The 11,948-nt window shown below is 59.5% G+C and carries 12 protein-coding genes; 7 read left to right on the top strand and 5 right to left on the bottom strand.

What is annotated here, in order from left to right; all coding sequences use genetic code 11:
• Window positions 1-99: 99 nt before the first annotated feature.
• From FPT12_RS04910 to phhA, 5 genes are all read right to left on the bottom strand, one after another.
• Window positions 100-282, bottom strand: coding sequence for a hypothetical protein (locus FPT12_RS04910; RefSeq protein WP_145014901.1), 183 nt, complete (start codon window positions 280-282; stop codon window positions 100-102).
• 74 nt (window positions 283-356) lie between these two features.
• Window positions 357-488: a hypothetical protein gene (locus FPT12_RS27890; RefSeq protein ID WP_256676601.1), complete on the bottom strand. Its 132-nt coding sequence runs from the start codon at window positions 486-488 to the stop codon at window positions 357-359.
• Between the two features lie 191 nt (window positions 489-679).
• Window positions 680-1,873, bottom strand: coding sequence for an amino acid aminotransferase (locus FPT12_RS04905; RefSeq protein WP_145014900.1), 1,194 nt, complete (start codon window positions 1,871-1,873; stop codon window positions 680-682).
• Window positions 1,873-2,229: a 4a-hydroxytetrahydrobiopterin dehydratase gene (locus tag FPT12_RS04900; protein WP_019692410.1), complete on the bottom strand. Its 357-nt coding sequence runs from the start codon at window positions 2,227-2,229 to the stop codon at window positions 1,873-1,875. The genes FPT12_RS04905 and FPT12_RS04900 overlap by 1 nt, the downstream gene beginning before the upstream one ends.
• A 69-nt stretch (window positions 2,230-2,298) precedes the next feature.
• Window positions 2,299-3,090, bottom strand: a complete 792-nt coding sequence (gene phhA / locus FPT12_RS04895; RefSeq protein WP_145014899.1) for a phenylalanine 4-monooxygenase — start codon at window positions 3,088-3,090, stop codon at window positions 2,299-2,301.
• A gap of 282 nt (window positions 3,091-3,372) precedes the next feature.
• On the opposite strand from phhA, the gene FPT12_RS04890 reads away from it, so the two are divergent.
• From FPT12_RS04890 to flgK, 7 genes are all read left to right on the top strand, one after another.
• Entirely contained in the window at window positions 3,373-4,932 is a 1,560-nt protein-coding gene (locus FPT12_RS04890; protein WP_145014898.1) for a sigma-54-dependent transcriptional regulator, read from the top strand.
• A 201-nt stretch (window positions 4,933-5,133) separates the two neighbouring features.
• Entirely contained in the window at window positions 5,134-5,874 is a 741-nt protein-coding gene (locus FPT12_RS04885; RefSeq protein WP_145014897.1) for a flagellar basal body rod protein FlgF, read from the top strand.
• Between the two features lie 45 nt (window positions 5,875-5,919).
• Window positions 5,920-6,705, top strand: coding sequence for a flagellar basal-body rod protein FlgG (gene flgG / locus FPT12_RS04880; protein WP_019692406.1), 786 nt, complete (start codon window positions 5,920-5,922; stop codon window positions 6,703-6,705).
• Between the two features lie 51 nt (window positions 6,706-6,756).
• Window positions 6,757-7,437 carry a flagellar basal body L-ring protein FlgH gene (flgH, locus tag FPT12_RS04875; RefSeq protein ID WP_145014896.1) on the top strand — a complete coding sequence of 227 codons (681 nt, stop codon included), beginning with the start codon at window positions 6,757-6,759 and terminating at the stop codon, window positions 7,435-7,437.
• Window positions 7,438-7,452: 15 nt separating this feature from the next.
• Window positions 7,453-8,562 (top strand): flagellar basal body P-ring protein FlgI, encoded by a 1,110-nt coding sequence (locus FPT12_RS04870; protein ID WP_054596272.1) that lies wholly within the window; start codon window positions 7,453-7,455, stop codon window positions 8,560-8,562.
• A gap of 10 nt (window positions 8,563-8,572) precedes the next feature.
• Window positions 8,573-9,868, top strand: coding sequence for a flagellar assembly peptidoglycan hydrolase FlgJ (flgJ, locus tag FPT12_RS04865; protein WP_145014895.1), 1,296 nt, complete (start codon window positions 8,573-8,575; stop codon window positions 9,866-9,868).
• Between the two features lie 24 nt (window positions 9,869-9,892).
• Window positions 9,893-11,947, top strand: coding sequence for a flagellar hook-associated protein FlgK (gene flgK / locus FPT12_RS04860; RefSeq protein ID WP_145014894.1), 2,055 nt, complete (start codon window positions 9,893-9,895; stop codon window positions 11,945-11,947).
• The last annotated feature ends 1 nt before the right edge of the window (window position 11,948 follow it).

The following is an 11,948-nucleotide window of genomic DNA, read 5'->3' as shown; positions in this document are numbered from 1 at the left end:
GACAGCAGGATAGATAGGCTGCTTATGATACCGGTGGTTGTATGCGCAGAGGGGGAGAAGTTGGCGTCAGGTGTCGGCCGTTGTGTAGTCTGGCCGTAATCAGGATTTGGCAGGTGCGACCAATTGCGTGGTGACCAGTGCGGCGAGGGCGTTTTCCTGGCTGCCGAAACGGGCCAGTAGCAGGGCTTGTTTTTCGGGTGTCAGGCGATTCCAGACATCGATCATCTTTTCGGCAGTACCGATCAGCACGCTGGCCTGGTTTTCGGTGAAGGTGTCGGTCATGTGCGGGTCCTTGGTTCAGGCTGTGTGGAAAGCGCATGAGTCAGCGCTTTCCACACGGTCTGGGTAGTGCTTTTTCAGTCTTCGCTGTCGGCCTTGCGGCTGCCAGTGGCTTCTTTCGGCTCGGGCTGTTGGGCGCCGGCTTGTTGCGGGGTTGTCTGCGCAGTTTCGTGCAGGCTTGGGAAGGGGAGATTAGGAATCTCGTGCATGTTGGTTGCTCCTCGCAAGGTCTGTTTTTAAATCGCTGTGTAGATCCGCGCTTTTAAAAAGCCTGGGCAGGATACAGCAGGGGAGATGACAGAAAGACTTTTATCTCCCTTTGTTGCGACGGATGGGATTGTCTAGACAGGTCTACGACAGATCGTTCCCACGCAGAGCGTGGGAACGATCAGGAGAAGGGTTACTTGCAGACGTCAGCGATAGCTTGCGCCAGCAAATCCAGACGTGTGGCATCAATCCCGGCGACGTTGGCGCGACCGGAGCTGACCATGTACACGCTGTGGTGGTCGCGCAGGTTTTTCACTTGAGCCGGCGTCAAACCGGTGTAGGAAAACATCCCGCGTTGCACACCGATATGCGCGAAGCGTTCGCCCAAACCGTGTGGCTCCAGCGCTTCCACCAGGCCCGAGCGCAACTGCGCGATGCGCAAACGCATGGCTTCCACTTCATCGGCCCACAGCTGTTTCAGCTCCGGGTCGCCGAGGATGGTTGCCACCACGGCGGCGCCGTGATCCGGTGGTGTCGACCACAGGTTGCGGGCGATGTTGGCCAATTGGCTGCGGATATCCACCAGCTTTTCGGTATCCTTCGCGCAGACGATCAACGCGCCGGTGCGGTCGCGGTACAGGCCGAAGTTTTTCGAGCAGGAACTGGTGATCAGCAGCTCAGGCAGTTCAGCGGCAAACAACCGCACGGCCCAGGCGTCCTGCTCCAGACCATCGCCAAAACCCTGATAAGCGAAGTCGATCAGTGGCAGCAGTTCGCGGCTGCGAACCACCTCCAGCACACGGCGCCAGTCATCGTGGGACAGGTCAAAACCGGTCGGGTTGTGGCAGCAGGCGTGCAGCAGCACCACATCGCCCTTGGGAATCAGGTTCAGGGTCGTCAGCATCGCTTCGACATCGAGGCGATTGTCGCTGCCCACGTACGGATAGTGGCTGACCTTGAGGCCGGCAGTAGCGTAGATGGTTTCGTGAATCGGCCACGTCGGGTTGCTCAGCCAGATGCCGCGGCCCGGCAGGCATTGCGCGATGAAGTCGGCGCTCAGGCGCAAGGCGCCGGTGCCGCCCGGGGTTTGGGTGGCGCCGGCGCGCTGTTCGGCGATCAGCGCGGAGTCGGCGCCAAGCACCAGCTCATTGATCACGTTGCCGAATGCCGCGTCACCGTGACCGCCGATGTAGGTCTTGGTGGTCTGACGATCCACCAGGCGCAGTTCGGCGAGTTTCACCGACTGCGGAATCGGGGTCAGGCCCTGGGCATCCTTGTAGACGCCCACGCCAAGGTCGAACTTGCGCGGATTGCTGTCCTGCGCATAGGCCTCCATCAGGCCGAGAATCGGGTCGCCGGGTACTCGGCCGATGGCGTCGAAATGCATTATTTACGGCCCTCGGCGTCTTTGGCCACTTCGTCAGTGCGCGCAGCCATGATGAAGTCGTTGCGGTGCAGGCCTTTGATCGAGTGGCTCCACCAGGTCACGGTGACTTTGCCCCACTCGGTGAGCAGGCCTGGGTGGTGACCTTCGGCCTCGGAGATTTCACCCACGGCGTTGGTGAAGGCCAGGGCGAATTTGAAATTCTTGAACAGGAAGACTTTTTCCAGCTGCATCACGCCGTCGCGAACTTCGATGTTCCAGTCAGGGATCTGCTTGATCAGTACCGGCAGTTCTTCGTCGCTGACTTGTGGGGCATCGGCACGGCAGGCTTCGCAATGGGCTTGGTTCAGAGCGTTCATGGTGTATTCCTGAATTCGGTTCTTGTTAGACGTTACTATTTTTCGAGGGGCGCCGCGACTGCGGCGTTCTCAGGCCGCCTTGGGTTTAGGCGGGAACTTGGGTGCGTGCAGGCCCAGCTGCATGCCTTGCTGGACCATGCCCATGATGTCCTCGTGGGCCAGATCGAACAGGCGCTTGAGGTTGGGCAGGACAAAGTACAGCGGTTGCAGGATGTCGATGCGATACGGCGTGCGCATCGCTTCCAGCGGGTCAAAGGCTTGATGCTCCGGTTCGCCGGACAGGCTGTACACGGTTTCTTTCGGCGAGGAGAGGATGCCGCCGCCGTAGATGCGTTGACCTTCCGGGGTGTCGACCAGGCCAAACTCGATGGTCATCCAGTACAGGCGCGCCAGGTAGACCCGTTCTTCTTTGGAAGCCTGTAGGCCGAGTTTGCCGTAGGTGTGGGTGAATTCGGCGAACCAGGGGTTGGTCAGCAGCGGACAGTGCCCAAAGATCTCGTGGAAAATGTCCGGCTCTTGCAGGTAGTCCAGTTCTTCGCGAGTACGAATAAAGGTCGCGACCGGAAACTGCTTGTTGGCCAGCAATTCAAAGAAGGTCTGGAACGGAATCAGCGCCGGCACCCGGGCGACTTGCCAACCGGTGGTCTCGCCGAGGACTTTGTTGATTTCGTCGAGTTGCGGAATGCGGTCATGGGGCAGGCCGAGTTTTTCGATGCCGTCCATGTATTCCTGGCATGCACGCCCCTCGAGCACTTTCAGCTGGCGAGTGATCAGCGTATTCCACACTGCGTGTTCTTCAGCGGTGTAGTGAATAAAACCTTGCGCATCGGGCTCGCGGGCCACGTATTGCGTCTGCTTCATGCTGCTCTCCTGCAAAGGGATACATTCTTGTTATGTCGTGTTGCCTATGGACCTAGAAATAACCCGAAGTGTGCGACCTTGCAGCAGTGTTTGAGCGTTGCGCGTAGGAGAATTCCCTGTTTTTCGTAAAGTATTCGTTACGGATGAGCGGCTGTGGCGTAGGTATTGAGATTCCCGGGTTTGAAAAGGCCTTGAGCTGTCACATAATCTTGACGACAAACTTCGCGCCTCGGCAGAAAAATCCTCGCCATGCGCCCCATTTACCACCGTTCGGGCCTTTATATGCGTATCAAAGTCCACTGCCAGAACCGCATCGGTATCCTGCGCGACATCCTCAACCTGCTGGTGGAGTACGGGATCAACGTCGCTCGCGGTGAGGTCGGCGGCGAGCATGGCAACGCGATCTACCTGCATTGCCCGAACCTGATCAACCTTCAGTTCCAGGCATTGCGTCCGAAGTTTGAGGCAATCACCGGTGTGTTCGGCGTCAAGCGTGTAGGGCTGATGCCCAGCGAGCGTCGGCACATGGAGCTGAATGCCTTGCTCGGCGCGCTGGAGTTTCCGGTGCTGTCGATCGACATGGGCGGCTCGATCGTTGCGGCCAACCGCGCCGCCGCGCAATTGCTCGGGGTGCGGGTGGACGAGGTGCCGGGTATTCCCTTGTCGCGGTATGCCGAGGACTTCGATCTGCCGGAGCTGGTGCGCGCCAATAAATCGCGGATCAATGGCTTGCGGGTCAAGGTCAAGGGCGACGTGTTCCTGGCCGATATCGCGCCGTTGCAATCGGAGCATGATGACAGCGAGGCCATGGCCGGTGCGGTGCTGACGCTGCACCGGGCGGATCGGGTCGGGGAACGCATCTATAACGTGCGCAAGCAGGAGTTGCGCGGTTTCGACAGCATCTTCCAGAGCTCCAAGGTCATGGCTGCGGTGGTTCGTGAAGCGCGACGCATGGCGCCACTGGATGCGCCGCTGCTGATCGAGGGCGAGACCGGCACCGGTAAAGAACTGTTGGCGCGTGCCTGCCACCTGGCCAGCCCGCGCGGACAGTCGCCATTGATGGCGCTTAATTGCGCTGGGCTGCCGGAGTCGATGGCGGAGACCGAGCTGTTCGGTTATGGCCCGGGCGCGTTCGAAGGGGCGCGGGCCGAAGGCAAGCTCGGGCTGCTGGAACTGACGGCGGGCGGCACGCTGTTTCTCGACGGCGTCGGGGAAATGAGCCCGCGCTTGCAGGTGAAACTGCTGCGGTTTTTGCAGGACGGTTGCTTCCGCCGGGTCGGCAGCGATGAAGAGGTTTACCTGGATGTGCGAGTGATCTGCGCCACTCAGGTCGATTTGTCTGAGCTGTGTGCCAGCGGCGAATTCCGTCAGGATCTTTACCATCGCTTGAATGTGCTTTCACTGCACATCCCGCCGCTGCGTGAATGCCTCGACGGTCTGACGCCGTTGGTCGAGCACTTCCTCGATCAGGCCAGTCGGCAGATCGGTTGCCCATTGCCGAAACTGGCACCGGCGGCGATGGACCGGCTCAGTCATTACCACTGGCCGGGCAACGTCCGGCAGTTGGAAAACGTGTTGTTCCAGGCGGTGTCGTTGTGTGACGGCGGCACGGTCAAGGCAGAGCATATTCGCCTGCCGGATTACGGCGTGCGCCAGCCTCTGGGGGATTTCTCGCTGGAAGGCGGGCTGGACGAGATTGTCGGGCGTTTCGAAAAGGCGGTGCTGGAGCGGCTGTATTCCGAGTACCCGAGCAGTCGCCTGCTGGGCAAGCGCCTTGGCGTGTCCCACACCACCATTGCCAACAAGTTGCGTGAATACGAGGTTGGAAAAGACAACAGCTGAAGATCTTTTGATCTGTTGCCGCGAAGCGGCATAACCGCGCCGGTTTTTCGTCTTTGACACAATCGCCCATTCCCCTCCAATTCCACTCAAGTCCTTTGTTTAGAGGGCTTCGAACCTCTGCGTGGAAGTTGGTCTGCAAATTGCTTGAGGCTCAGCAGTACAGCGGTGGGCGGCAAACGTCCGACATGCAGAGGAAAGACTGTGGACAAGTACCTTTATGTGGCAATGACCGGCGCCAGCCAGAACGCACTGGCGCAAAAGGCTCATGCCAACAACCTGGCGAACATCTCCACCAACGGTTTTCAGAAAGACCTGGAGCAGGCGCGGTCGATGCCGGTGTTTGGCGACAGCTTTCCGGCGCGAGCGTTTGCCCTGTCCGAACGTCCGGCTACCGACTTCTCGCCTGGCGCGATGATTGAAACCGGTCGCGATCTCGATGTGGCGGTCCAGGGTAATGGCTGGATTGCCGTACAGAATCCGAACGGTGGTGAAAGCTATGTGCGCACCGGCAGCCTGAATGTCGACGCCTTGGGCGTGCTGCGCGCCGGCAACGGCATGCCGGTCATGGGCAACGGTGGCCCGATTGCCGTGCCGCCCGAGCAGAAAATCGAAGTCGGTCAGGACGGCACCATCAGCATTCGGTCAATGGGTGAAGGTCCGCGCGTCATCGCAGAAATCGACCGCATCAAGCTGGTCAACCCGGACATCAAGAACATGACCAAAGGTCTGGACGGTTCGATCCAGACCGCAGACGGCAAGCCGGCACCGGTCGATGCCAACGTGCAACTGGTGTCGGGCTTCCTTGAATCGAGCAACGTCAACGCCGTTGAAGAGATGACCTCGGTGCTGGCCTTGTCCAAGCAATTCGAACTGCACATCAAGATGATGAACACCGCCAAAGACGACGACCAGGCCATGGCTCGGGTCTTGCAGATCAGCTAATTATCAGAACGTCGCGCCGTAAAACAGGCGCACGAGGAGAATTGAATGCTTCCGGCTCTATGGGTTGCCAAAACAGGTCTGTCCGCCCAGGACACCAACCTGACGACTATTTCCAACAACCTGGCAAACGTATCGACCACGGGTTTCAAGCGTGACCGTGCCGAGTTCCAGGACTTGTTGTACCAGATCAAGCGTCAGCCAGGCGCCCAGTCGACCCAGGACAGCGCACTGCCGTCGGGTCTGCAATTGGGTACCGGTGTGCGCATTGTCGGCACTCAGAAAAACTTCACCGCCGGTAGCCTGCAAACCACCGACCAGCCGCTGGACATGGCGGTCGACGGTCGCGGTTTCTTCCAGATACTGCAACCGGACGGCACGACCGCCTATACCCGTGACGGTACGTTCCACCTGGACTCCAATGGCCAGATCGTCAACGCCAGCGGCTTTGCCCTTGAGCCGGCCATCGTCATTCCGAACAACGCACAGACCTTCACGGTCGGTCGTGACGGCACCGTGTCGATCACCATTCCAGGCGCCGCTGCTGCGCAGGTGATCGGCAACCTGCAAACCGCCGACTTCATCAACCCGGCTGGTTTGCAGGCCATGGGTAACAACCTGTTCCAGGAAACCGCCGCCAGTGGTGCGCCGCAAATCGGTACGCCGGGCCTGAATGGTTTTGGTACCACGCTGCAGAACACCCTGGAAACCTCCAACGTCAGCACCGTTGAAGAGATGGTCAACATGATCACCACTCAGCGCGCTTACGAGATGAACTCCAAGGTGATTTCCACCGCTGACCAGATGCTCTCGTTCGTAACGCAGAATCTGTAATCAAGTCTATGAGGCGGCATGCAGCCGCCTGCAACACCGTGAGGTAGGGTCATGAATCGCTTTGTATCTGTTCTCGCACTGAGTGGGATCGTCGTGCTCGCCGGCTGTGTCGGCCCGACGCCGAAGCCCAATGACCCGTACTACGCGCCCGTGTTGCCTCGTACACCGCTGCCGGCAGCGGCGAACAACGGCTCGATCTATCAGGCCGGTTTCGAGCAGAACCTGTACGGCGACCGCAAGGCATTCCGGGTCGGTGACATCATTACCATCACCCTGAACGAGAAGACCCAGGCCAGTAAAAACGCCAACTCCCAGGTGGACAAAACCAGCAAGACCGGACTCGGTCTGACCTCGTTGTTCGGTGGCACCCCGGCCACCAACAGTCCTCTGAGTCTGGGTGCCAATTACAGCGGTGACCGCGCAACCAAGGGTGACAGCAAGGCAGGGCAGGGCAACAGCCTGGTCGGTTCGATCACCGTCACCGTTGCCGACGTGCTGCCCAACGGCATCATTGCCGTGCGTGGCGAGAAGTGGATGACCCTCAACACCGGTGATGAACTGGTGCGCATTGCCGGTCTGGTCCGGGCGGACGATATCGCTACCGATAACACGGTGCCGTCGACGCGTATCGCTGATGCACGGATCACCTACTCGGGCACCGGTTCGTTTGCCGACGCGAGTCAGCCAGGCTGGTTCGACCGTTTCTTCTTAAGCCCGTTGTTCCCTTTCTAGGTGATGAAACGACTCATGTTTAATTTCAAGCACCTGATGGCGGCCGTGTTGTTGCTGTCCACTTCCCTCGGCGTTCAGGCTGAGCGGTTGAAGGACATCGCCAGTATTTCGGGCGTGCGTTCCAACCAATTGATCGGCTACGGCCTGGTCGTCGGGCTTAACGGCACGGGTGACCAGACCACGCAAACCCCGTTCACCCTGCAGACCTTCAACAACATGCTCTCGCAGTTCGGCATCAAGGTGCCGGCCGGCTCTGGTAACGTGCAGTTGAAGAACGTCGCGGCGGTGTCGGTCAGTGCCGATTTGCCGGCGTTCGCCAAGCCGGGTCAGCAGGTCGACATCACCGTGTCCTCGATCGGTAACTCCAAGAGCCTGCGTGGCGGCACCTTGCTGCTGACACCGCTCAAGGGTATCGACGGTAACGTCTATGCGATCGCCCAGGGCAACCTGGTGGTCGGTGGTTTTGATGCTGAAGGTCGCGACGGTTCGAAGATCACCGTCAACGTTCCGTCGGCCGGTCGCATCCCGGGTGGTGCTTCGGTCGAGCGTTCGGTGCCGAGCGGTTTCAATCAGGGCAACAGCCTGACCCTGAACCTCAATCGCTCCGACTTCACCACCGCCAAGCGCGTCGTCGACAAGATCAACAACATGCTTGGCCCTGGTGTTGCACAGGCGATTGATGGCGGTTCGATCCGCGTCACTGCGCCGCTCGATCCGAGCCAGCGCGTCGACTACCTGTCGATCCTGGAAAACCTCGAAGTCGATCCGGGTCAGGCGGTGGCCAAGGTCATCATCAACTCGCGGACCGGCACCATCGTGATCGGCCAGAACGTCAAGGTTTCACCGGCCGCCGTGACTCACGGCAGCCTGACCGTGACCATCACCGAAGACCCGATCGTCAGCCAGCCAGGACCTTTGTCCAACGGTCAGACGGCCGTCGTGCCGCGTTCTCGGGTCAATGCTCAACAAGAAGCCAAGCCGATGTTCAAGTTTGGCCCTGGCACCACGCTGGACGAAATTGTCCGTGCGGTGAATCAGGTCGGCGCAGCGCCGGGTGACTTGATGGCGATCCTTGAAGCGTTGAAACAGGCTGGCGCCCTGCAAGCCGATTTGATCGTGATTTGACATGGCGAACATGGATCTTCACAAGAGCGGGTTGGTCAGCAGCGGCGATTCGGGTTCGTACTCGGACCTGAACCGGCTTAACCAGCTCAAGGTCGGTGACAAGAACAGCGATGCGAACATGCGCAAAGTGGCGCAGGAGTTTGAATCGCTGTTCCTCAGCGAGATGCTCAAGTCCATGCGCTCGGCCACCGAGACGCTGGGCAAGGACAATCCGCTCAACACGCCTGCGGCCAAGCAGTACCAGGAAATGTACGACCAGCAGTTGGCGGTTTCCATGTCCCGTCAGGGTCGTGGTATTGGTCTGGCCGACGTGCTGATGCGCCAGATGTCGAAGAATAAACCGCTGGCGCCGGGCGAGGCGGCGGCGATGTCTGCGGCCAAACAGGAAGCGGCGAAAGCGGCAGTATCAACGCCGGTGGCTGCCGGTACGGTGGGCACCAATGGGCCGTTGTCGCGGCTCAATGGTCAGCGGCCGTTGTGGGCGTCGCGCGCGGTCAACCCGCCGCAACAATCGCTCGATGGACACCGCAATGACGTGGCGATGCTCAATCAGCGTCGTCTGGCGCTGCCGCCGAAACTCGCGGACCGCTTGCTCGCTGGTCTGGTGCCGTCGGCATCGACGACCGCTGCGACCACCTCGACGGCACTCAACAAAACTCAATTGCCTCAGGGCGCGAAGACCGGCTCCGATCCGCTGTTCAATGGCGATTGGCTGGCCTCGCAAACGGATTCCGCATCGAGCGGGCGGATGCAGATTTATGGTCGTGCCATGGCTCAAATTCCGTTGGCACCGGCGAAGAAAGCCTTCAGCTCTGCCGACGAATTCGTCAATACGATGATGCCGATGGCCAAGGAAGCCGCCGACCGCATTGGTGTCGATCCGCGTTATCTGGTGGCCCAGGCGGCCCTGGAAACCGGTTGGGGTAAATCGGTCATGCGTGCCCAGGATGGCAGCAGCAGTCACAACCTGTTCGGCATCAAGGCCGGCAGCAGTTGGAAAGGCGATTCGGCGCGGGCGATCACCAGCGAATTCAGGAATGGCGAGATGGTCAAGGAGACGGCCGAGTTCCGTTCCTACGGCTCTTACAAGGACAGCTTCCATGACCTGGTAACTTTGTTGCAAAGCAACAATCGCTATCAAGATGTTGTGAAGTCGGCCGATAACCCGGAACAGTTTGTACGCGAGTTGCAAAAGGCCGGGTATGCAACCGACCCGAACTACGCAAGCAAGATTTCGCAGATAGCCAAGCAGATGAAGAGTTACCAGAACTACGCTGCGGCGGGCTCTTCCACGACGCCTTTATAGGCATAAGGTAAAAAGGTCTGAACCATGAGTTTGCTCAATATCGGGATGTCGGGGTTGAATGCGGCCTCATCGTCTTTGGCGGTGACCGGCAACAACATTGCCAACGTTGATACGGCCGGCTATTCGCGCCAGCAAACCGTGCAGACCAGCAAGTCCTCGATTCAGTACGGCAACAACGTATTCATCGGCACGGGCACGACCCTGGCGGACGTGCGTCGGGTGTACAGTGCGTACCTCGACACTCAGTTGCAGACCAGCACTTCGCTTAACGGCCAGGCCTCGTCCTATCTGGGGCAGGTCACACCGGTCGACACACTGCTGTCCGACAAGGACACCGGCCTCAGTGGCGCGCTGCAGAAGTTCTTCACTTCCCTGCAAAGTGTCGCGACCACGCCTTCCGATGATGCGTCCCGCCAATCGGTGATGACCAATGCCAAGGCCCTGAGCGATCGCTTCAACTCGATTTCCAAGCAGTTGAGCGACCAGAACACCGGCATCAATTCCAACCTGTCGGACATGGCGTCCCAGGTGAATAAGCTGGCGAGCTCGATCGCCCAGTACAACCAGCAGATCTCTCAAACAGCGGGTAGCAACACCAGTAACAGCAGTGGGCCGAGCGACCTGCTCGACAAGCGCAACGAGGCGGTTCGTCAGCTGTCCGATCTGGTCGGTACTCAGGTTGTCGAGCGTGGTACCAACTACGACGTCTACATCGGCAGCGGTCAGCCGTTGGTGATGGGCAGCACCACCAACACCCTGGAAACCGTACCGGGCAAGACTGATCCGACCCAGTCGACGCTCCAGTTGAATCGCGGTTCGAGCGTCATCGATATTACGTCGGTGGTGACGACCGGGCAGATGGGTGGCTTGCTGAGTTATCGCAGCGAAGTGCTCAACCCGGCAATGAACGAGCTGGGGCGAGTGGCACTGGTTGTCGCCGATCAGATGAACCAGCAGCAGGCGCAGGGTGTCGACAAGAACGGCAACTTCGGTTCGGCGATCTTCAGCAACATCAACAGTGCGACGCTGATCTCTCAGCGCAGCATTGCCCAGGCAGGTAACAGCGCCGGTTCCGGTAACCTCAATGTCACCATCAACGACACGGGCAAGCTGACCACCAACGATTATCAGGTGACTTTCAGCAGCGCCACGAACTACAGCGTCACGCGCTCCGATGGCACCAACATGGGGGCCTTCAGCACCGCCACGACACCGGCTCCGGTGATTGACGGCTTCAGCATGGCGCTCAATGGCGGCGGCGCGATGAGCGCTGGCGACACCTTCAAGGTGACGCCGACCCGCAGCGGTGCCAGTGATATCCAGACCGTGATCACCGATCCGAAAACGCTCGCCGCGGCTGCGCCTCTGAGCGGTGTCGCCAGTGCCAACAACAAAGGTACCTACAGTCAGCCAACGTTGACCAGCACCCTGGATATCTACAACCCGGCGGCCAATGCCGACCTGCAAACCGGGCTCCAGTATTCGACACCGGTCAAAGTGGTGTTCGATCCCGCGGCTGCCGGGACCCAGGGTTATAAGCTTTACGATGCCAAGGGCGTCAGCATGGGGACGGGCACCATCGTTCCCGGTCAAAGCAATACCCTGAACCTGCAAGTGAATATGGTCGATGGCACGGGTGCCCCGATCCTGGACGGCGCGGGCGTACAGAAGACGTTCTCGATTCAAACCACCGTCAGCGGTTCGCCTGCTTCGGGTGAAAGCTTCAGTATTTCGTTGACCGGTGCCAACTCTTCGGACAACCGTAACGGGACCGCGCTGGTCGGCTTGCAGACCAAGCAGACTGTGGAAACCGGCTCGGCGAGCAAAGGCGTCAGCATCTCGGATGCTTACGGCAAACTGATTTCCAATGTCGGTGCCCAGGCTGCTCAGGCCAAGTCTGACGGCGACGCCGCCTCGGTGATTCTGACCGGAGCCAAGAGCGCCCGCGATGCCCTGTCAGGTGTCAACCTCGATGAAGAGTCCGGCAATCTGGTGAAATACCAGCAGTACTACACAGCCTCATCGCAGATCATCAAGGCTGCGCAGGAAACTTTCAGCACGCTGATCAACAGTCTTTAAG

The organism is Pseudomonas sp. H3(2019) (assembly GCF_007713465.1).
GTDB lineage: Bacteria > Pseudomonadota > Gammaproteobacteria > Pseudomonadales > Pseudomonadaceae > Aquipseudomonas.
The sequence above is the reverse complement of the archived record's forward strand: the minus strand, read 5'-3'. Positions and strand labels throughout refer to the sequence as shown.